The organism is Actinoallomurus sp. CA-150999, assembly GCF_050942425.1.
In the GTDB taxonomy this organism is placed as follows: domain Bacteria; phylum Actinomycetota; class Actinomycetes; order Streptosporangiales; family Streptosporangiaceae; genus Actinoallomurus.
On the sequence record NZ_CP192063.1, the window covers coordinates 4732259 to 4750384 of the forward strand.

An 18126-nucleotide genomic window follows, 5' to 3' on the forward strand; every position below is an offset into this window, starting at 1 on the left:
GTGCTCATCGCCGGGTTCCCCGCCGGGTCATTCGCCACGAACTGTTACGTCGTGGCACCGGCCGCGGGGGAGGAATGCGTGATCATCGACCCTGGCCAGGACGCCGAGTCCGGGGTCGACGAGTTGCTCCGCGAGCACCGGCTCAAGCCGGTCGCCGTCGTGCTCACGCACGGCCATATCGACCACATCTGGTCGGTGGCCCCGGTCTGCGGCGCGCGCGACGTCCCCGCGTACATCCACCCGGCCGACCGGGACCTGCTGTCCGATCCGGCCAAGGGGTTCCCGCTCGGCGTCGGACAGCAGCTGCTGGGCGGGCTGACGTTCGGCGAGCCGGACGACGTGCGCGAGCTCGCCGACGGCGCGACGCTGACGCTCGCAGGCCTGGAGCTGATCGTCGATCACGCCCCGGGCCATACGAGCGGGTCGGTGACGTTCCGGCTCGCGGACACGCAGGTGATGTTCTCCGGAGACCTGCTGTTCGCCGGCTCGATCGGCCGCACCGACCTGCCGGGCGGTGACCACGCGACGATCCTGGAGAGCCTGGCCCGCGTATGCCTGCCGCTCCCGGACGAGACCACCGTGCTGCCCGGCCACGGCACGCAGACCACGATCGGCCGCGAACGGGCGACCAATCCGTTCCTCAAGGACATCGCTCCGGTCGACGGCCCGCACAGGGGACTCTAGAAAACGACACCATGAGCTCGAACTTCCAGGCCCCCAAGGGGGTCAAAGAGTATTTCCCGCCGCAGTCGGCGACGTTCCTCGCCGCCCGCGACGCGTTCGCGGCCGCCGCGACGCGGGCCGGCTACTCCTATCTCGAACTTCCGGTCTTCGAGGACACCGGCCTGTTCGCGCGGGGCGTCGGCGAGTCGACCGACGTCGTGTCCAAGGAGATGTACACCTTCGAGGACCGCGGCGAGCGTTCGCTCACGCTGCGGCCGGAGTTCACCGTCGGCGTGCTGCGGTCGGTGCTCCAGCACGGCCTGAACAGGGGCGAGCTGCCGGTCAAGGTCTGGGCCACCGGGCCGGCGTTCCGCTACGAGCGCGCGCAGAAGGGCCGGTACCGCCAGTTCTACCAGGTCGACCTCGAGGCGATCGGCTCCGAGGACCCGGCGGTCGACGTCGAGACCATCGCTCTCGCCTGGGACTTCTACCGCGACCTCGGCCTCACCCGCGTATCCCTGAAGCTGAACTCCCTGGGCTGCCGGGAGTGCCGTCCGGTCTACCGCGCCGCGCTGCAGGAGTTCCTGCGCGGCCTCGACCTCGATGAGGACACCCGGGCCCGTGTCGAGATCAACCCGCTGCGGGTGCTGGACGACAAGCGGCCGGAGGTCCAGGCCCAGCTGGCGGACGCCCCGCTCGTCACCGACCACCTGTGCGGCGCGTGCAAGGCCCACCACGACCGGGTCCGCGAGCTGCTGGTCGACCTGTCCGTCCCCTGGGTGGACGACCCGCGGCTCGTGCGCGGCCTCGACTACTACACCCGGACGACGTACGAGTTCGACCACCCGCTGCTCGGCGCGCAGTCCGGCATCGGCGGCGGTGGCCGCTACGACGGCCTCTCGGAGGACATCGGCGGCCCGTCGCTGCCCGGCATCGGGTTCGGCCTCGGCCTCGACCGTACGGTCCTGGCGATGGAGGCCGAGGAGGTCGCCGCCGTGACGCAGCCGACGGTCGATGTGTACGGCGTGCCACTGGGCGAGGACGCCGAGCGTACGATCTTTGGTCTGATCGCCGAGCTTCGCCGCGCGGGCGTCGCCGCCGACATGTCCTACGACGGCAAGAAGCTCAAGGGCGCCATGCGGGGTGCCGGGCGGTCCGGGGCGGCCTACGCCGTGATCATCGGCGAGCGAGATATCGCCGCCGGGTCCGCGCAGGTGAAGGACCTGGCAAGCGGCGACCAGGTCGCCGTTCCGCTCGCAGAGCTCGTGACGACGTTGAAAGAAAGGCTTGCTCAAAGATGATCCGCACACACGAGGCGGGCTCGCTGCGCCGGGAACACGCCGGGCAGCAGGTCGTACTGGCCGGCTGGGTGGCGCGCCGCCGTGACCACGGGGGCGTCACCTTCATCGACCTGCGCGACGCCTCCGGGATCGCCCAGGTCGTCTTCCGCGAAGAGGACACCGCGCACGACCTGCGCTCCGAGTTCTGCGTCAAGATCACCGGCGAGGTTCGCGTACGGCCCGAGGGCAACGAGAACCCAGAGCTGCCGACCGGCGACATCGAGGTCGTCGCCTCCGAGATCGACGTGCTGAGCGAGGCCGCGCCGCTGCCCTTCCCGGTCGAGACGGACGCCAACGTCAACGAGGAGGTGCGCCTCAAGCACCGCTACCTCGACATCCGGCGCGAGTCCCTCGCCCGGGCGCTGCGGATCCGCTCCCAGGCGTCCTACCTCGTCCACGACGTGATGCGCGAGCACCGGTTCGTCAACGTGGAGACGCCGACGCTCACCCGGTCCACGCCGGAGGGCGCCCGCGACTTCCTCGTCCCCGTGCGCCTCAAGCCCGGCCACTGGTACGCCCTGCCGCAGTCGCCACAGCTGTTCAAGCAGCTGCTGATGGTGTCGGGCCTGGAGCGCTACTACCAGCTCGCCCGCTGCTACCGCGACGAGGACTTCCGCGCCGACCGGCAGCCGGAGTTCACCCAGATCGACATCGAGATGAGCTTCGTCGAGCAGGAGGACATCCTCCAGGTCGCCGAGGACCTCGTCGGCCGGCTCTGGAAGGAGATCGTCGGCTACGAGATCTCGCGCCCGATTCCGCGGATGACCTACGCCGACGCCCTCAGCCGGTACGGCTCGGACAAGCCGGACCTGCGCTTCGGCAACGAGCTCGTCGACATGACCGAGTTCTTCTCCGACACCCCGTTCCGGGTGTTCCAGGCCCCGTACGTCGGAGCGGTCGTCATGCCGGGCGGCGCCTCCCAGACCCGCAAGGAGCTGGACGGCTGGCAGGACTGGGCCAAGTCGCGCGGCGCGCGCGGCCTCGCGTACGTCCTCGTGCAGGAGGACGGCACGCTCGGCGGCCCGGTCGCCAAGAACCTCTCGGAGCAGGAGCGGGAGGGCCTGGCGGCCAAGGCCGGCGCCAAGCCCGGCGACGCCGTCTTCTTCGGCGCCGGTAAGCCGCACGCCACACAGGAGCTGCTCGGCGCGGCCCGCCTGGAGATCGGCCGTCGCTGCGACCTGATCGACGAGTCCGAGTGGGCGTTCACCTGGGTCGTCGACGCGCCCATGTTCGAGGAGACCGACGAAGGCGGCTGGACGGCCGTGCACCACCCGTTCACCTCGCCCAAGCCCGAGTGGGTCGACTCCTTCCAGGACAAGCCGGGCGAGGCGCTCGCCAACGCGTACGACATCGTCTGCAACGGCAACGAGATCGGCGGCGGCTCGATCCGTATCCACCGCGGCGACGTCCAGGAGCGGGTCTTCGAGACCCTCGGCCTGAGCCGCGAGGAGGCCCAGGAGAAGTTCGGCTTCCTCCTCGATGCGTTCAAGTACGGCCCGCCGCCGCACGGCGGCATCGCGTTCGGCTGGGACCGGATCGTCATGCTGCTGGCCGGCCGCGACACGATCCGCGACGTCATCGCCTTCCCGAAGGCCGCCTCCGGCTACGACGCGCTGACCGGCGCGCCCACGCCGATCACCGAGGCGCAGCGCAAGGAAGCGGGCATCGACGTCCGCCCGGAGGACGAGAAGCCGACCGAGCCCAACGAGCCCGGCCACATCGTCCGCCCCTCCACCGAGAAGTACTGACGGCCTCGACGGCGGGGATTCCGGCTCGGGATCCCCGCCGTCGAGAAGCGCATGATCGAGATCCTGCCGTCAGGCGAACAAGCGGCCGGTGCTGTGTCTCGTCGGAGCGCGGCGTTGCCCGTCCGGTCGTCGGATCGGGAGGATGATCGACATGAGACGTTTCGCGAGTCTTGCCGAGTTCGCCGCCGCCAAGGGTGAGCATCTGGGCCACAGCCCTTGGCGAGAGGTCACGCAGCAGCAGATCGACCTGTTCGCGGAGGCGACCGGCGACCATCAGTGGATCCACGTGGACCCTGAGCGAGCGGCCGACGGACCGTTCGGAGCCACCATCGCGCACGGCTATCTCACGCTGTCGCTGGTGAACGCGTTCATGCCGGAGATCTTCTGGATCGACGGGCCGAAGATGGGCGTCAACATCGGGCTGAACAAGGTGCGCTTCCCCGCACCGGTCAAGGTCGGCTCCCGGGTACGCGGCGGCGCGGAGCTGGTCGACCTGAAGAACTCCCCGGCGGGCAAGCTGTCGACGGTACGGGTCACCATCGAGATCGAGGGCGAGAGGCGCCCCGCCTGCGTCGCCGAGACCCTGTCGCTGTACGTCACCTGACGGACGACCGGATCAAGGTCGTCCAGCGGGCCTTTTCCGAGCGCTGCGCCCTAGAACTGAGGCTTCAGTCCGCAGCGACGACCACGGCGACCTCTACACACTCACCGCTCGCGCTGCTATGGCTGCTCGTACGCCACGTGGTGTTGAAAGCGTCTTGTTCGCTCATGATCTGCGGCCAGAGAAGATCACAACGACTTCGACACATGCCCCGTTGCCGCTGCTGCGGGTGCTTTTACGCCAGGGGGCGCGAGACAGGTCGGCGGGGTTCATGGTTCCGCACTCCTTCGTCTACCCATCCTCCGCGAGCTCGGTGATGAGTCCGATCGAGCCCTCAGGGCTCAGCGCGATCGCGCTGAGGTGTTCAAAGGTCACGGTATACCGCTCTATGTCCGCGGGTCCGTCCAAGAAGAGATCACCGGCCATCGAGTCGATGTAGACGACATCCGGGAGTTCGTCCTGTGCGAACCAGAGCACATGAAACGACCCGAGCATTCCAGGATGCGCCCCTGCGCCGAAGGTGAGTACGTGCAGAGTGATGTTCGGCTCGTCTGCGGCTTCGGCCAAATGCATCATCTGACGCCGCATGGGCACGGCGACTCGCCGTGGATCATCGGCCCGATCGCGGACGTCCACGGCACGGCCCGGTGGATAGCCGGCGGCGTGCCGATCGGGCCGCTGGACTTCGCCGAGGGCGGGCGCGGCCTGCACATCGTCCGGATGCTCGCCGCCGACTCGGGCGTCAGCGGTGATACGACGGGTCGAACCGTGTGGTTCGAGGTCACCTTCTGACCGAAGCGAAAATCGGTTGATCGGGCCGTGGGCGGCCGAGATCGTGAGCTTCCATGCGGACGCACGAGATCAGAGCCGATCACGACCGGACGTCGATCGTCGTCTACCAGGCGTACCGGCCGGAGATCGGACGGCCGGCAGCCGAGCACGGCCGCTTTGTGCCGCCGTTCTCGAGGACACGGATGACGTGGATCAAGCCGTCGTTCCTGTGGCTCATGGCGCGCAGCGGCTGGGCGCGCAAGCCTGGCCAGGAGGTGATCCTCGCCGTCCGCATCAGCCGCGAGGGCTGGGAGGAGGCCCTGTCGCAGGCGGTCCTGACGCACGTCGACCGCCGCATCTACCGCGACAGCCAGGAATGGCGCGCCGCGTTCAAGCACGCCCGGGTCCACGTCCAGTGGGATCCGGAGCGGACGCTGCGCGGGCAACCGCTGGACGCCCGCAGCATCCAGGTCGGTCTCAGCCGGCACGTCATCGACCGGTACGCCGATGAGTGGGTCCTGGGCATCCAGGACATGACCCCGCTCGTCCGAAAGATCCACCGGCTGGTCCACGACGGCGAGACCGCCAAGGCCAAGGCCCTGCTGCCCCGCGAGCGCGTCTACCCTCTCGACCCGCCGGTCGCTCGGCGTATCGGCGTGGATGCCTGATCAGTTGCCGCGTCGGTCCAGGCGATCTCGTAGTACTTGACGCGGTCGTCCTCGCCGACCTGCCGCATGCCCGCGGCCATCATGACGCGCTGCGAGGCGATGTTGTCGAGGTCGGCGTCGCCCTTCACGTTGGCGACGCCGTTCGCCTCGGCGAACGCCAGGAGGCCGCGAAGTGCCTCGGCGGCGTAGCCCTGACCGCGCACGGACGGGATCAGGCCATAACCGATCGTGACCGTGCCGTTCTGGTCGGGTGGCCGGTGGAAGCCGATGCCGCCGATCGCACACCCGTCCGCACGGCGCCGGATCTCGTACGCGCCGAACGGCTGAGGATCACCGGCGGACGCGCATTGGGCGAGATGGTCCGTCGCACCTTTGACGTCGCCCTCGGTCGGATAGTCGGGCGCCCATCGGTCCGCGTCGTCCGGCCTGCCCGCCGCGATGCGTTCGGCCTCTTCCTGGTTCAGTGGATGCAATACGAGCCGCTCCGTCACAAGGTCGTTCATCGTGGCTTGGGGTATCACGAGATGACGTCGGCCCGCATCCGAATAACCGTCGGGGCGGTGGGTCGCTCGGGCCCGGACATGTGCTCTCCGCGCCTTCGGTGTGGCTGAAAGAACTTCAGCCACACCGAAGGCGCGGAGCGAAGCCGGAGCCCGGGTCGCGTCCAGAGGAGGTCGCCGATCGATGCGCCGAGCATTCGCGCACGATGCGGTCGTGGTCATGGAGGCGGGTGGCGATGTCCGCGCGCCGGGAGCAGCGATCACGGTGGCCTTGTGCGGGCACTGGGAGCACGAGCCCCCGTGTCCGCTGGCACCGCATCAGACCGTCGCCGAGCGGGCGGGCGATCAGGTGCGGCTGCGGGTCCTCTTCGCGACCGAGCCCACGGCCGAGACCGAGGTCCGGGACCGGATCGTGGAGGCCCTGTCACGGTCGCGGCTCGACGGCCCGGACGGCGCCACTACGCGCTGGCGGCTCCTGAGCGCCCGGCCCGGCTCCGTCCGGGAGGACGAGCGCGAGCAGGCCGAGCGACTCGTGCAGAGCTGAGTCCGCTTCACCGGGTCGGGAGGCGGCCGCTGGTGCGGACCTCGTTCCGGGTGAAGCCCAGCCGGTCGTACAGCCGCATGGCGGCCGTGTTCTCGGCGTAGACGCCCAGGCCCACGCCGTCGCAGCGCTCGGCGAACAGCTGCCGCATCGCCCACGCCGTGATCGACGCGCCCAGTGCCCGCCGGCGGGCCTCGGGCCGTACGGCGATCGCCGCGACCTGGCCGATCTCCGGGGAGCTCGTCATGTCGGCGAGGCAGGCCGAGAGCCCGCTGTCGCCGTCCCGCACGCCGGCCCAGCGGCGGGCGTGACCGTCACCCGGCCACACCGACCAGTCGGGACTCGTGCGCTTCAGCAGTTCCGTGATCGCGTCACTGTCGGCGGACCATCCGACCAGGTCCTCCGCCGGCTGGGGTGGCGGCGTCTCGTACGCGACCCGGTAGACCCAGTCGACGGGGTCCTCGAGAGGAAGCGGGGTGCCGTGCGGCACGTTCGCGTAGACGTCCGGCGGCAGTTCGCCCCGCAGCGAGGTCAGCAGGTCGGCGACCGCGCCGGCCGGGCCGAGCCCCACGACGCGCCAGATCGTACGGTCCCGGTTCAGGTTGAGGAAGGCGGCGGCCTCGCCGCCGCGCCAGGCCGTACCGCGTCGTGCTGGATCCACGCTCCGGATCAGGGGATGGCCTTCCGTCATCGTCAGGATGTCATCGATGGAGGAGGGGATCACGCCGCACAGGGTATCGGCGGCCTGATCACGGCCCCGGGTCCGGGGGCGCGGTGGTCGGCGCTGGTCCACCCGGTCGCGACCACCTCCGTCGCCGTCCTCACCGCCGACGACTACCGGCTCGACGGCATCGTCGGCGCCATCGTGGTGATCGTCTCCGTCGCGCTGAGCGGCCGTGCGGAACGGATAGTGTCAAGGCGTGGTGCGCAGGGAACATGAGCAGGCCGACAGCCTCTTCGACGAGCCGGCCGAGGAGGCGCAGCAGGCGAACGCCCCACTGGCGGTCCGGATGCGCCCCCGCGGGCTCGACGAGGTCGTCGGCCAGGGGCACCTGCTCGGTCCCGGGACGCCGCTGCGCCAGCTCGTCGAGCGGGACGTCGCGATGTCCCTGGTGCTGTGGGGGCCGCCCGGCACCGGCAAGACCACCCTCGCGTACGTCGTCAGCCAGGCGACCGAGCGCCGGTTCGTGGAGATCTCGGCGGTGTCCGACGGCGTCAAGCAGGTCCGCGCCGCGATCGACGTCGCCAAGCGGGAGCTCGGCATGGGCGGCCGCCAGACGGTGCTGTTCGTCGACGAGGTGCACCGGTTCAACAAGGCCCAGCAGGACGCCCTGCTGCCCGCCGTCGAGAACCGCTGGGTGTCCTTCATCGGCGCCACCACGGAGAACCCGTTCTTCTCCGTGATCAGCCCGCTGCTGTCCCGCTCCCTCCTGCTGACGCTCGAGCCGCTCGGCGACGACCAGCTCCGCGAGGTGATCCGCCGCGCCCTCACCGACGAGCGCGGCCTCCGCAGCGCGGTCGAGCTCGCCGAGCCCGCCGAGGACCACCTCGTACGCCTCGCGGGCGGCGACGCGCGCCGGGCGCTGACCTACCTGGAGGCCGCGTCGTACGTCGCCCCGAACGGCGCGCCGATCGACGTCGACGTCCTGGAGAAGGCCGTCGACCGGGCCGCCGTCCGCTACGACCGGGAGGGCGACCAGCACTACGACGTGATCAGCGCGTTCATCAAGAGCATCCGCGGATCCGACGTCGACGCGGCGCTCCACTACCTCGCCCGCATGATCGAGGCCGGGGAGGACCCGCGCTTCATCGCCCGGCGGCTCATCGTCCACGCCAGCGAGGACGTCGGAATGGCCGACCCGACGGCGCTGCAGACGGCGACGGCCGCGGCGCACGCCGTCGAGTTCGTCGGCCTCCCGGAAGCGCGCATCAACCTCGCGCAGGCCGTCATCCACCTCTCCCTGGCGCCGAAGTCCAACGCCGTCATCCGCGCGATCGGGGAGGCGGCCGCCGACGTACGGCAGGGGCTCGTCGGTCCCGTGCCGGCGCACCTGCGTGACGCGCACTACAAGGGCGCGGCCAAGCTCGACCACGGGAAGGACTACCGCTACGCCCACGACTTCCCCGGCGGCGTGGTCGAACAGCAGTACGCTCCGGACGCCGTCGCCGGGCGCGAGTACTACCACCCGACCCGGCACGGGATGGAGGCCCGCTTCTCCGACGTCGTCGAGCGGCTCCGCGCCGTCCTGCGCGGTAGACGCGCCGACTGACCCGGGCGCGCGCCGCCGGCCGAGGCGGGCGCGGGGGGACGCCGCCACCCGCGTCCGACGTGGCCGACTCGGCGCGTTTCCGGAGGCCCGGGACGGTAAGGTCGGTCCGACCGAGTTTCGCGACGAGGAGGAGGAAGCCGGATGCTGACGGGTGAACAGCTGGCCGGCCTGATCGTGGCCATGTTCTGGGCGATTCTGGTCTCCTTCCTCGCCTACGTGCTCCTGAAGCTCGCCCGGTTGGTGACCGAGGCCACCAAGACGGTCGCCGAGCTGGGTGATCGGACCGCTCCGCTGCTCGACGACATGGCCGGCACGGTGGAGCGGGCCAACGAGCAGCTGGACCGGATCGACGTGATCACGAAGAACATGGGCAGCGTGAGTCAGAACGCCGCCGCGGTCAGCACCACCGTCACCTCGATCGTCGGTGGCCCTCTCGTGAAGGCCGCGGCGTTCTCTTATGGTGTCCGTAAGGCCATCGGTTCCCGCGGCCACGGCAGCCAGGACGGCAAGCGATGATCCGGCGGTTGTTCTGGCTGTCCCTGGGCACCGCGTTCGGCGCCTGGTCGGCCTTCCGGCTCAAGCGCGCCGTGCGGGCCGCCCTGCCGGGCAGCATCGCCCACCAGGCCGCCGGACTCGGCCGGACCGTACGGGGGTTCGCCGGCGACGTTCGTGTCGCGATGAACCACCGAGAGGAAGAGCTGCGCGACGCCATGCGTCTCGACGCACAAGCCGACATAGACAAGGACCTGCACTGATGGAGTCGGCAGAGATCGCCCGCCGTTTCCTCCGCTTCTTCGAGGAACGCGGCCACACCGTGGTGCCCTCGGCGAGCCTGATCGCCGAGGATCCCACGCTGTTGCTGGTCAACGCGGGCATGGTGCCGTTCAAGCCGTATTTCCTCGGCCAGCGGACGCCTCCGTACCGTCGGGCGACCAGCGTGCAGAAGTGCATCCGCACGCCCGACATCGACGAGGTCGGCAAGACCACCCGGCACGGCACGTTCTTCCAGATGCTGGGCAACTTCTCCTTCGGGGACTATTTCAAGGAGCAGGCGATTCCTTTCGCCTGGGATCTGCTGACCCGGCCGGAGGCCGAGGGCGGGTTCGGCTTCCCCGAGGACCGGCTCTGGGCGACCGTCTACCACGACGACGACGAGGCCTTCTCGATCTGGCGGGACAAGGTCGGCCTGCCCGAGGAGCGCATCCAGCGTCGGGGGATGGCGGACAACTTCTGGTCGATGGGCGTGCCCGGCCCCTGCGGCCCCTGCTCGGAGATCTACTACGACCGGGGCGCCGAGTACGGCCGTGAGGGCGGCCCAGTCGCCGACGAGGACCGCTACCTCGAGGTCTGGAACCTCGTCTTCATGCAGTTCGAGCGGGGCCCGGGCGCGGGCAAGGAGGGCTGGCCGATCCTCGGCGAGCTGCCCGCCAAGAACATCGACACCGGCATGGGCCTGGAGCGCATGGCCGCGATCCTCCAGGGCGTCGACAACATCTACGAGATCGACACCATGTGGCGGATCCTCGACCGCGCCGCCGACCTCACCAAGACCAAGTACGGCCGCGACACCCGCGCCGACGTGTCCCTGCGCGTGATCACCGACCACGTCCGCAGCGGCACGATGATGGTCGCCGACGGCGTCGTCCCCTCCAACGAGGGCCGGGGCTACGTCCTGCGCCGCATCCTGCGCCGCAGCGTCCGCCACCTTCGCCTGCTCGGCGCCGGTGACGACCGCTACCTGCACGAGCTGACCGCCGCCGCGATCGAGGGTATGGGCGAGACCTACCCGGAGCTGCGCTCCGACGCCGCCCACATCCACACGGTCATCGACGCGGAGGAGCAGTCCTTTCTCGCGACGCTCCGCACCGGCACCGCGATCTTCGACGCCTCGGTCGAGGAGACCAAGCGCCGCAAGGAGACGACGGTGTCCGGCGTCCAGGCGTTCACCCTGCACGACACCTACGGCTTCCCGATCGACCTGACCCTCGAGATGGCGGCCGAGCAGGGCCTGGCCGTCGACGAGGGCGAGTTCCGGCGCCTCATGGACGAGCAGCGGCAGCGCGCCAAGGCCGACGCCGCCGCGAAGAAGACCGGCAACCTCGACGTGTCCGTGCTCGGCAGCCTGCTGGAGCAGACCGGTTCGGTGCGGTTCACCGGCTACGACGCGGTCACCGGCGAGGCCCGCGTGGTCGGCCTCCTGGTCGGCGGCGCCAGCGTTCCGTCGGCGGGGGAGGGCAGCGAGGTCGAGGTCGTTCTCGACCGCACGCCGTTCTACGCCGAGGGCGGCGGCCAGCTCGCCGACCAGGGCGTCATTCGGCTCGGCAACGGGGCCGAGATCGAGGTCCTCGACGTGCAGACGCCGCTGGCCGGTCTGATCGTGCACCGTGGCCGGGTCCGCAGCGGCGAGGCGCAGGCCGGGGACACCGCCTACGCCGAGATCGATGTCGAGCGGCGCCGTGCGATCTCCCGGTCCCACACCGCGACGCACATGGTGCACCGCGGGTTCCGCAACGCGCTCGGCGAGTCGGCGGCGCAGGCCGGTTCGGAGAACGCCCCCGGCCGGTTCCGGTTCGACTTCACCGCCTCCGGCGCCGTGCCCCTGAACGTGCTGCGCGACGTCGAGGACGAGGTCAACGCCATCCTCATCGACGACCTCGGCGTGCACGCCTCGGTTCACCCGATCGACGAGGCGCGCAAGATGGGCGCGCTGGCGCTCTTCGGCGAGAAGTACGGCGACGAGGTCCGGGTCGTCGAGATCGGCGAGTACTCCCGCGAGCTGTGCGGCGGCACCCACGTGGCTCGGTCCGGCCAGCTCGGCCTGATCAAGGTCCTCGGCGAGCAGTCGATCGGCGCCGGCGTGCGCCGGGTCGAGGCGCTCGTCGGCATCGACGCCTTCCGGTACCTCGCCAAGGAGAGCGTCCTGGTCGCGCAGCTGTCCGAGCAGCTGAAGACCCGCCGCGAGGAGCTCCCGGAGCGGATCTCCGGAGTCGTCACCCGGCTCCGCGAGGCCGAGAAGGAGCTCGAGCGAGTGCGCTCGCAGCAGGTCCTCCAGATCGCCGGCGAGCTGGCGGGCGGCGCCGAGGACGTCGGCGGCATCGCCTTCGTCGCCCACCGCGTGCCCGACGGCACCAGCGCCGACGACCTGCGCCGTCTCGCCATGGACGTCCGCGGGCGCCTGTCGGGACGCCCGGCCGTGGTCATCATCGCCGGCGTCCCCAAGGACCGTCCGGTGATCGTCGTCGCGACCAGCGATGAGGCCCGCGCCCGCGGGCTCCGCGCGGGCGCGCTCGTCGGCGTCGCCGCCAAGGTCCTCGGCGGCGGTGGCGGCGGCAAGGACGACCTGGCGCAGGGCGGTGGCGTGAACGCGGGCGCCATCGACGAGGCCCTGGGCGCCGTCCGCCGAGCCGTGGCGGCCGCGTGAGACAAGGCGTGCGCATCGGCGTCGACGCGGGCAGCGTCCGCATCGGCGTCGCGCGCAGTGATCCTGGCGGCATCCTGGCGTCTCCGCTGGAGACGGTGCGTGCCGGGAAGGGCGATGTCGACCGGATCATCCGGTTGGTCGCTGAGAACGACGCCGTCGAGGTGATCGTGGGTCTGCCGACCTCTCTCTCCGGCAGGGAGGGGCCGGCGGCCGAGGCGGCCCGCCGCCTGGCGGTGAAGATCGCACGACGCATGGATCCCGAGACGGTTCGACTGTTCGATGAGAGACTCACCACCGTGACAGCCGAAACCGGGCTTCGGGAACAAGGCGTGCGCGGACAGGCGCGGCGCAAGGTCGTCGACCAAGCGGCGGCGGCCGTGCTCCTGCAGGCTGCGCTCGACGCCGAGCGCTTGACGGGTCGCCCTCCGGGGGAGACTGTCCAGGGGGGCTCATGAGCGACGCGGATCTCGACTTTTTGCGACAACTGTCCGAGCGCCAACAGCGCTCAGAGGGTCCAGGTGTTCCTCCGCGGGCCGCCCGAGGCGGACGAGGGCGGCGTCGCAAGAAGAGCCGCAAGGGCCGCAAGCTCGCGCCGCTCATCGCGCTCGTCTTCCTCCTCGCGGTCGTATGCGGCGGCGGATATGTCGGGTTCACCATGCTGAACGGCATGCTCAACCCGCCCGACTACAAGGGCGATGGCACCGGCTCGGTCACCGTCTGGATCCACGAGGGCGACTCGGTCAGCCAGATGGCCCAGCGGCTGCAGCAGGCGGGCGTCGTCAAGTCCGTGGACGCGTACGTCAAACTCGCGGGCAAGGACCCGAGGGCGATGAGCATCCAGCCCGGCTACTACCACCTCCGCAGCCAGATGTCGGTGAAGTCCGCGCTCACGCTGCTGCTCAGCGACGCCTCACGCGCCGGCCGTGTCACCATCCCCGAAGGCAAGCGGGTCGTCCAGGTCCTGGAGATGCTCTCCAAGAAGACCAAGATCCCGCTCAAGGACTTCGAAAAGGCCGCCAAACACCCCGGCAACCTGGGCCTGCCCTCGTACGCCAAGGGCAAGCTGGAGGGGTATCTCTATCCCTTCACGTACGACCCGGACCCGAAGGCCACCGCCACGCAGGTGCTCCGCTCGATGGTCAGCCAGTTCAAGACGGTCGCCACCTCCATCGACCTGGAAGGAAAAGCACGCGACCTGGGCATGTCGCCGGGTGACGTGGTGACGATCGCCAGCCTGGTCCAGGCCGAGAGCGGCCGCGACGAGGACATGCCGAAGATCGCCCGGGTCATCGACAACCGCGTCCACAGCCAGCAGCCGTGGATGCGCAAACTGCAGCTCGACAGCACCGTGATGTACGCCCTGGGCAAGTACAACATCGTGGCCACCTACGCGGAGACCAAGTACAAGAGTCCGTACAACACCTACAGCGTCTTCGGTCTGCCGCCTGGAGCGATCGACAACCCCGGCGAGGTGGCGCTCAAGGCCGCGCTCAATCCCGCGCAGGGCAACTGGCTCTACTTCGTGACCACCGACCCGAAGAGCCATGTCACCAAGTTCACCTCCAGCAGCAGCGAGTTCGAGAAGTTCAAGCAGGAGCTCGCACGCAACACGGGGCACGGATGACGCGGGCCGCCGTCCTCGGATCACCGATCGCGCACTCGCTGTCGCCGGCGCTGCACCGGGCGGCGTACGCCGCCCTTGGGCTGGACTGGACGTACGAGGCGATCGAGTGCCGTGAGGAGGATCTTCCCGAGGTGCTCGGGCGGCCGTGGGCGGGCCTGTCGCTGACCATGCCGCTGAAGCGTGCGGTGCTGCCGCTGCTCGACGAGGTCTCCGGGCTCGCGCGGGCGGTCGGCGGCGCCAACACGGTCGTCTACGACGGCGGGCGGCGGCTCGGCGACAACACCGACGTGTACGGCATGGTCACCGCCCTGACCGAGGCCGGCGTACGCTCACCGGGCTCCGCCGTCGTACTCGGCGGCGGGGCGACGGCCTGCTCGGCCCTGGCCGCGCTGCGGGACCTGGGGCTGCCCAAGGCCGTGGTCGTCGTACGGAGCCCGGATCGGGCCGCCGAGGCGGTGTCGGCGGCCGACCGGCTGGGCGTGTCGGTGTCGGTGCAGACCTTCGCCGACACGATGCCGTCCGCCGATCTGATCATCTCGACGCTTCCCGCCCACGCCGCGGACCCGTACGCCGAGGTGATCGGGCGGGCGACGGGCGCGCTCTTCGACGTCGTGTACGCGCCCTGGCCGACGGCCGCCGCCGAGGCCGTGGCCGAGCACGGCGGCATCGTGGTGGGCGGCCTGCCCATGCTGGTGCACCAGGCCGCCCGCCAGGTCGAACTCATGACGGGGCGCGCACCGGCCCCCGTCGAGGCGATGCGCGCCGCCGTGTCATGACGTGCTGCGCCGCCGTCCTCGCAGCCGCGAGATCGCGGCGACGGCGATGATCGCCAGGATGAACAGGGGAGCGATGAGGCGGAGGGTACCGATCGCACCCGAGAGCGGGTACATGACGACGAGCCAAAGGCTCATGGAACAGACCAGTGGCGCCAGGCTGAGCGCCAGCATCGCGGCCCATCTGCGACCGGCGGCCGTTCGCAGCCGGGCACACGCGATGGCGATCAGCACCAAGGCCGCGATGGTCAGGAGCCACCGCCGATCGTGGATCGACCGGGACGCCAGCATCACGCCGTGGGTGCCGTTCTTGACGGCTCCACCGTCCGGGACCCCTGTCAGCACGTAGGTGACCACCCCGATGCCGAGCAGGAGGACGGCCGCCCGCCAGGTGCCGAGGAGTGACAGTGCCCTGCGAAGGCCGTCGGAGATCGACAGCGCCCCCGCCGCGACGACCGCCAACTCGAGCCAGAAGAGGTTGTCGTTCAATCGGGTAACGGAGAAGGCGTCGTCCTGGCCGATGGCCAGCCAGGGCAGCTGCGACAGCGTTGCCATCCAGGCGAGACCGATCGCGGTACGTCGCAAGCCCAGCAGGCTGAGCGCAGCGACAACTGGCCAGGGCACCCACATCGGCCAGATCGGCGCGGGCGGCGCCTCTACGAGCACGTACCAGCCCTCGTACGAGCGGAGGGCGTCGACGGTCCCCGTGAACAGCACCAAGGTCGTCACCAGGCTGAGTACGGCGAAGGCGTCGCGCCAGACCGGTCCGCCGAGGGAACGGATCTCCCGCTGCAGGCGGACGCGGACGGCTCCTCCGACGAGGTCGGCGGCGTCGCGGGGGCTCGGTCGCTCCTGGCCGGGGCCGGCGGTGGCGAGCAGGACGCCGAGCATCTCCTCGCGCTGGTCGATCGGGTAGAGCCGCAGCCATCGCCGCAGCCGGTGCTCGAGTGATGCGGACCGTGGCGTCATGACGTGCTGCGCCGTCGCTCGCGAAGACGGGACGCCGCGGCGGCCATGAGGACGGTCACGACCGCCAGACAACCGATGACACGGATCGCGTCGACGACGGGCCCGAGCGTGGTGTCGATCGCGATCTGGAACCCCACGACGTAGACGGTCGGCACCAGGCTCAGTATCAGCATCGTCATCCACCGACGGCCGGTGGCCGTCGTCGGCCGGGCGCACGCCACGGCGAACAACGCCAACGGCGCGATGGTCAGCCACCATGGGGGATCGTGGAGCGACCATGCCGACGGCGGCATGGCTCTCCGCCACGCGTCGACTTCCCCGGCGGGGATGCTCAGCGCGTAGGCGAGGACTCCGAGGCCGGCCAAGAGGAGGGCGACCCGCCACCATCCGAGGAGCGACAGCGCCCGGCGGAGGCCGTCCGAGACGGACAAGGCAGCGGCAGCGGTGATCGCCAGAACGAACCAGTAGAGGTTCTGGCCCAGCCGGTCAGAGAAGGCGTCCATCTCGCAGACGGCGAGCCAGGGCATCTGAGCCAGCGCCGCGGCCCATGCGAGGCCGATCGAGGTGCGCCGCAGGCCCAGCAGGCTCAACGCGGCGACGAGCGGCCACGGCGCCCACATCGGCCAGATGAGTGCGGGCGGCGTCTGAACGAGGACGTAGACGCCGGTGAGGTCCAGCAGGGTGGCTGCCAGGCAAGTGAAGAGGGCCAGGATCGTTACCAGGCCGAGCACCGCGAACGCGTCGCTCCACACCGGCCCGCCGAGGGAACGGATCTCGCGGCGAAGACGGACGCGGACGGCTCCTCCGACGAGGTCGGCGGCGTCCCGGGGGCTGGGCCGTTCCCGGCCGGGGCCGGCGGTGGCGAGCACGACGCCGAGCATCTCCTCGCGCTGGTCGATCGGGTAGAGCCGCAGCCATCGCCGCAGCCGGTGTTCGAGTGTGCTCATGCGGATCCTCCGGCCAGGCGCAGGCGGGTCGTGGCGGTCTCGGCGTTGCGGCGCAGGTGTTCGGCCTCGGCGGCGAGGCGCGCGGCGCCCGTGTCCGTGAGCCGGTAATAGCGCCGCAGCCGGCCCTCGACGACGTCCTCGCGGTCGATCTCCGCGAGGCCGTCGGCGGTCAGCCGGTCGAGGGCGGCGTAGAGCGTCCCGGCCCGGAGGCGCACGCGCCCGTCGGAGATCCGCTCGACGTCGCCGATGATGCCGTACCCGTGCTGAGGCCCGGCCGCCAACGCCGTGAGGATGAGGAACGTGGGTTCCTGCAGCGACCTTTGTTTCATGTGATCTTTATATACCGATGATCGATACGTCGCCACCCGAACGGGACGACGCGCCCGTTCGCCTGCACCATCATGGGAGGGTGCTCGCCGACGTCGTCCCGTACCTCCGCTGCCCGATCTGCGCCGATGACCTGGCCGTCGAGGGGACGGCCCTTCGCTGCCCGGCCGGGCACACGTTCGACATCGCCAAGCAGGGCTACGCCAACCTGCTGACCGGCAAGGCGCACCTCGGCACCGCCGACACCCCGGAGATGGTCGCCGCCCGCGCGGACTTCCTCGGCGGCGGCCACTTCGCCCCACTCGCCGAGCTGGTCGCCGAGCGCGCGGCGGCCCTCGACCCGGGCGAGGGCTGCGTGCTGGACGCCGGCGCGGGCACGGGCCACTACCTCGCGGCCGTGCTCGACCGGCTGCCCGGACGGCCCGGCGTGGCCCTCGACATCTCCAAGCACGCACTGCGCCGCGCCGCGCGGGCGCATCCACGGATCGGCGCCCTGGCGTGGGACGTCTGGCGGCCGCTGCCCGTGCGCACCGGCGCGGTCGGGGTCCTCATCGACGTGTTCGCCCCGCGGAGCGGGGCGGAGTTCCACCGGGTGCTCAGGCCGGACGGCGCGCTGATCGTCGTCACACCGGCCCCGCACCACCTGGGTGAGCTGGTCGAACGGCTCGGGCTGCTGTCCGTGGACGAGCGGAAGGCCGACCGCGTGGCCGACTCGGTCGGCGAACGCTTCGCCCCCGCGGGCGCCTGGTCCCTGGACTTTCCGCTGTCCCTCACTCATGCCGACGCCGCGTCGCTCGTGACGATGGGCCCCAGCGCCCGGCACACCGAACCGGAGATCCTGCGGGCGCGCATCGCCGCGCTGGCGGAGCCGGTGAAGGTCACCGCGGCGTTCGAGGTGCGCGCTTTCGACGTACGACCGGAAAGCTGATATCTTTGACCTTTGACTGGCCTGGCGTGTACGCG

Annotated in this window: 24 protein-coding genes; 16 read left to right on the forward strand and 8 right to left on the reverse strand. The window is 70.6% G+C overall.

Annotation, left to right across the window (positions count from 1 at the left end; all coding sequences use genetic code 11):
• The 4 genes from ACQP2O_RS22085 to ACQP2O_RS22100 all read left to right on the forward strand — a co-directional run bounded on the left by ACQP2O_RS22085 (position 1) and on the right by ACQP2O_RS22100 (position 4355).
• Positions 1-684 carry an MBL fold metallo-hydrolase gene (locus ACQP2O_RS22085; protein ID WP_433188226.1) on the forward strand — a complete coding sequence of 228 codons (684 nt, stop codon included), beginning with the start codon at positions 1-3 and terminating at the stop codon, positions 682-684.
• Positions 685-695: 11 nt separating this feature from the next.
• Positions 696-1964 (forward strand): histidine--tRNA ligase, encoded by a 1269-nt coding sequence (gene hisS / locus ACQP2O_RS22090; protein WP_433188229.1) that lies wholly within the window; start codon positions 696-698, stop codon positions 1962-1964.
• Positions 1961-3751 (forward strand): aspartate--tRNA ligase, encoded by a 1791-nt coding sequence (gene aspS / locus ACQP2O_RS22095; protein ID WP_433188232.1) that lies wholly within the window; start codon positions 1961-1963, stop codon positions 3749-3751. Before hisS ends, aspS begins: the two co-directional genes overlap by 4 nt.
• Positions 3752-3902: 151 nt before the next feature.
• Positions 3903-4355 (forward strand): MaoC family dehydratase, encoded by a 453-nt coding sequence (locus ACQP2O_RS22100; protein WP_433188235.1) that lies wholly within the window; start codon positions 3903-3905, stop codon positions 4353-4355.
• A 64-nt stretch (positions 4356-4419) separates the two neighbouring features.
• Here ACQP2O_RS22100 and ACQP2O_RS22105 read toward each other — a convergent pair whose 3' ends face one another.
• The 3 genes from ACQP2O_RS22105 to ACQP2O_RS22115 are packed head-to-tail and all read right to left on the reverse strand — an operon-like array spanning position 4420 to position 4919.
• Positions 4420-4560, reverse strand: coding sequence for a DUF397 domain-containing protein (locus ACQP2O_RS22105; RefSeq protein WP_433188238.1), 141 nt, complete (start codon positions 4558-4560; stop codon positions 4420-4422).
• Positions 4518-4625: a DUF397 domain-containing protein gene (locus tag ACQP2O_RS22110; RefSeq protein WP_433188241.1), complete on the reverse strand. Its 108-nt coding sequence runs from the start codon at positions 4623-4625 to the stop codon at positions 4518-4520. The genes ACQP2O_RS22105 and ACQP2O_RS22110 overlap by 43 nt, the downstream gene beginning before the upstream one ends.
• Before the next feature lie 18 nt (positions 4626-4643).
• On the reverse strand, positions 4644-4919 hold the full coding sequence (locus ACQP2O_RS22115) for a Scr1 family TA system antitoxin-like transcriptional regulator (RefSeq protein WP_433188244.1): 276 nt from the start codon (positions 4917-4919) through the stop codon (positions 4644-4646).
• Between ACQP2O_RS22115 and ACQP2O_RS22120 the strand changes: the two genes are divergently transcribed.
• Both ACQP2O_RS22120 and ACQP2O_RS22125 read left to right on the forward strand, forming a co-directional pair.
• On the forward strand, positions 4920-5144 hold the full coding sequence (locus tag ACQP2O_RS22120) for a hypothetical protein (RefSeq protein WP_433188246.1): 225 nt from the start codon (positions 4920-4922) through the stop codon (positions 5142-5144). It begins immediately after the preceding gene.
• 53 nt (positions 5145-5197) lie between these two features.
• The gene (locus ACQP2O_RS22125) at positions 5198-5791 is read left to right on the forward strand and encodes a DUF4291 domain-containing protein (protein ID WP_433188249.1); all 594 of its coding nucleotides are present in this window, start codon (positions 5198-5200) and stop codon (positions 5789-5791) included.
• On the opposite strand, the gene ACQP2O_RS22130 is transcribed toward ACQP2O_RS22125, so the two are convergent.
• A complete protein-coding gene (locus ACQP2O_RS22130) occupies positions 5743-6294 on the reverse strand; it encodes a GNAT family N-acetyltransferase (RefSeq protein WP_433188252.1) in 552 nt (183 codons plus the stop codon). The two genes, ACQP2O_RS22125 and ACQP2O_RS22130, sit on opposite strands and share 49 nt — an antisense overlap.
• 181 nt (positions 6295-6475) lie before the next feature.
• Here ACQP2O_RS22130 and ACQP2O_RS22135 point away from each other — a divergent pair, with 181 nt between their 5' ends.
• Positions 6476-6835 (forward strand): hypothetical protein, encoded by a 360-nt coding sequence (locus ACQP2O_RS22135; RefSeq protein WP_433188255.1) that lies wholly within the window; start codon positions 6476-6478, stop codon positions 6833-6835.
• A gap of 7 nt (positions 6836-6842) precedes the next feature.
• Here the strand turns inward: ACQP2O_RS22135 and ACQP2O_RS22140 are convergent, their stop codons facing one another.
• The gene (locus tag ACQP2O_RS22140; RefSeq protein ID WP_433188258.1) at positions 6843-7493 is read right to left on the reverse strand and encodes a GNAT family N-acetyltransferase; all 651 of its coding nucleotides are present in this window, start codon (positions 7491-7493) and stop codon (positions 6843-6845) included.
• Positions 7494-7508: 15 nt separating this feature from the next.
• Between ACQP2O_RS22140 and ACQP2O_RS22145 the strand changes: the two genes are divergently transcribed.
• The 8 genes from ACQP2O_RS22145 to ACQP2O_RS22180 all read left to right on the forward strand — a co-directional run bounded on the left by ACQP2O_RS22145 (position 7509) and on the right by ACQP2O_RS22180 (position 14923).
• Positions 7509-7772 (forward strand): hypothetical protein, encoded by a 264-nt coding sequence (locus ACQP2O_RS22145; RefSeq protein WP_433188261.1) that lies wholly within the window; start codon positions 7509-7511, stop codon positions 7770-7772.
• Positions 7753-9102 (forward strand): replication-associated recombination protein A, encoded by a 1350-nt coding sequence (locus tag ACQP2O_RS22150; RefSeq protein WP_433188264.1) that lies wholly within the window; start codon positions 7753-7755, stop codon positions 9100-9102. The genes ACQP2O_RS22145 and ACQP2O_RS22150 overlap by 20 nt, the downstream gene beginning before the upstream one ends.
• A gap of 141 nt (positions 9103-9243) precedes the next feature.
• The gene (locus ACQP2O_RS22155) at positions 9244-9618 is read left to right on the forward strand and encodes a DUF948 domain-containing protein (RefSeq protein WP_360886228.1); all 375 of its coding nucleotides are present in this window, start codon (positions 9244-9246) and stop codon (positions 9616-9618) included.
• Complete coding sequence (locus tag ACQP2O_RS22160) at positions 9615-9857, forward strand: hypothetical protein (protein ID WP_433188267.1); 243 nt, start codon at positions 9615-9617, stop codon at positions 9855-9857. The genes ACQP2O_RS22155 and ACQP2O_RS22160 overlap by 4 nt, the downstream gene beginning before the upstream one ends.
• On the forward strand, positions 9857-12523 hold the full coding sequence (alaS, locus tag ACQP2O_RS22165; RefSeq protein WP_433188270.1) for an alanine--tRNA ligase: 2667 nt from the start codon (positions 9857-9859) through the stop codon (positions 12521-12523). Before ACQP2O_RS22160 ends, alaS begins: the two co-directional genes overlap by 1 nt.
• The gene (gene ruvX / locus ACQP2O_RS22170) at positions 12520-12978 is read left to right on the forward strand and encodes a Holliday junction resolvase RuvX (protein ID WP_433188272.1); all 459 of its coding nucleotides are present in this window, start codon (positions 12520-12522) and stop codon (positions 12976-12978) included. The genes alaS and ruvX overlap by 4 nt, the downstream gene beginning before the upstream one ends.
• On the forward strand, positions 12975-14147 hold the full coding sequence (gene mltG / locus ACQP2O_RS22175; protein WP_433188274.1) for an endolytic transglycosylase MltG: 1173 nt from the start codon (positions 12975-12977) through the stop codon (positions 14145-14147). The genes ruvX and mltG overlap by 4 nt, the downstream gene beginning before the upstream one ends.
• Entirely contained in the window at positions 14144-14923 is a 780-nt protein-coding gene (locus tag ACQP2O_RS22180) for a shikimate dehydrogenase (RefSeq protein ID WP_433188277.1), read from the forward strand. The genes mltG and ACQP2O_RS22180 overlap by 4 nt, the downstream gene beginning before the upstream one ends.
• Here ACQP2O_RS22180 and ACQP2O_RS22185 read toward each other — a convergent pair.
• The 3 genes from ACQP2O_RS22185 to ACQP2O_RS22195 are packed head-to-tail and all read right to left on the reverse strand — an operon-like array spanning position 14918 to position 17165.
• Positions 14918-15889: a hypothetical protein gene (locus tag ACQP2O_RS22185; RefSeq protein ID WP_433188280.1), complete on the reverse strand. Its 972-nt coding sequence runs from the start codon at positions 15887-15889 to the stop codon at positions 14918-14920. The two genes, ACQP2O_RS22180 and ACQP2O_RS22185, sit on opposite strands and share 6 nt — an antisense overlap.
• Positions 15886-16836 (reverse strand): hypothetical protein, encoded by a 951-nt coding sequence (locus ACQP2O_RS22190; RefSeq protein ID WP_433188283.1) that lies wholly within the window; start codon positions 16834-16836, stop codon positions 15886-15888. Before ACQP2O_RS22190 ends, ACQP2O_RS22185 begins: the two co-directional genes overlap by 4 nt.
• On the reverse strand, positions 16833-17165 hold the full coding sequence (locus ACQP2O_RS22195; protein ID WP_360886213.1) for a PadR family transcriptional regulator: 333 nt from the start codon (positions 17163-17165) through the stop codon (positions 16833-16835). Before ACQP2O_RS22195 ends, ACQP2O_RS22190 begins: the two co-directional genes overlap by 4 nt.
• Positions 17166-17182: 17 nt before the next feature.
• On the opposite strand from ACQP2O_RS22195, the gene ACQP2O_RS22200 reads away from it, so the two are divergent.
• Positions 17183-18091 (forward strand): putative RNA methyltransferase, encoded by a 909-nt coding sequence (locus ACQP2O_RS22200; protein ID WP_433188287.1) that lies wholly within the window; start codon positions 17183-17185, stop codon positions 18089-18091.
• Positions 18092-18126: the final 35 nt, after the last annotated feature.

What these genes read in the sequence shown, in the direction of transcription:
- ACQP2O_RS22155 (WP_360886228.1), top strand. Translation starts at nt 9,244, where the DNA reads ATGCTGACGGGTGAACAGCTGGCCGGCCTGATCGTGGCCATGTTCTGG.
- ACQP2O_RS22185 (WP_433188280.1), bottom strand. Translation starts at nt 15,889, where the DNA reads ATGACGCCACGGTCCGCATCACTCGAGCACCGGCTGCGGCGATGGCTG.
- ACQP2O_RS22190 (WP_433188283.1), bottom strand. Translation starts at nt 16,836, where the DNA reads ATGAGCACACTCGAACACCGGCTGCGGCGATGGCTGCGGCTCTACCCG.
- ACQP2O_RS22145 (WP_433188261.1), top strand. Translation starts at nt 7,509, where the DNA reads ATGGCCTTCCGTCATCGTCAGGATGTCATCGATGGAGGAGGGGATCAC.
- ACQP2O_RS22120 (WP_433188246.1), top strand. Translation starts at nt 4,920, where the DNA reads ATGCATCATCTGACGCCGCATGGGCACGGCGACTCGCCGTGGATCATC.
- ACQP2O_RS22195 (WP_360886213.1), bottom strand. Translation starts at nt 17,165, where the DNA reads ATGAAACAAAGGTCGCTGCAGGAACCCACGTTCCTCATCCTCACGGCG.
- ACQP2O_RS22110 (WP_433188241.1), bottom strand. Translation starts at nt 4,625, where the DNA reads ATGAACCCCGCCGACCTGTCTCGCGCCCCCTGGCGTAAAAGCACCCGC.
- ACQP2O_RS22125 (WP_433188249.1), top strand. Translation starts at nt 5,198, where the DNA reads ATGCGGACGCACGAGATCAGAGCCGATCACGACCGGACGTCGATCGTC.
- ACQP2O_RS22160 (WP_433188267.1), top strand. Translation starts at nt 9,615, where the DNA reads ATGATCCGGCGGTTGTTCTGGCTGTCCCTGGGCACCGCGTTCGGCGCC.
- ACQP2O_RS22130 (WP_433188252.1), bottom strand. Translation starts at nt 6,294, where the DNA reads ATGAACGACCTTGTGACGGAGCGGCTCGTATTGCATCCACTGAACCAG.
- aspS (WP_433188232.1), top strand. Translation starts at nt 1,961, where the DNA reads ATGATCCGCACACACGAGGCGGGCTCGCTGCGCCGGGAACACGCCGGG.
- mltG (WP_433188274.1), top strand. Translation starts at nt 12,975, where the DNA reads ATGAGCGACGCGGATCTCGACTTTTTGCGACAACTGTCCGAGCGCCAA.
- alaS (WP_433188270.1), top strand. Translation starts at nt 9,857, where the DNA reads ATGGAGTCGGCAGAGATCGCCCGCCGTTTCCTCCGCTTCTTCGAGGAA.
- ACQP2O_RS22100 (WP_433188235.1), top strand. Translation starts at nt 3,903, where the DNA reads ATGAGACGTTTCGCGAGTCTTGCCGAGTTCGCCGCCGCCAAGGGTGAG.
- ACQP2O_RS22135 (WP_433188255.1), top strand. Translation starts at nt 6,476, where the DNA reads ATGCGCCGAGCATTCGCGCACGATGCGGTCGTGGTCATGGAGGCGGGT.
- ACQP2O_RS22105 (WP_433188238.1), bottom strand. Translation starts at nt 4,560, where the DNA reads ATGTGTCGAAGTCGTTGTGATCTTCTCTGGCCGCAGATCATGAGCGAA.
- hisS (WP_433188229.1), top strand. Translation starts at nt 696, where the DNA reads ATGAGCTCGAACTTCCAGGCCCCCAAGGGGGTCAAAGAGTATTTCCCG.
- ACQP2O_RS22200 (WP_433188287.1), top strand. Translation starts at nt 17,183, where the DNA reads ATGATCGATACGTCGCCACCCGAACGGGACGACGCGCCCGTTCGCCTG.
- ACQP2O_RS22180 (WP_433188277.1), top strand. Translation starts at nt 14,144, where the DNA reads ATGACGCGGGCCGCCGTCCTCGGATCACCGATCGCGCACTCGCTGTCG.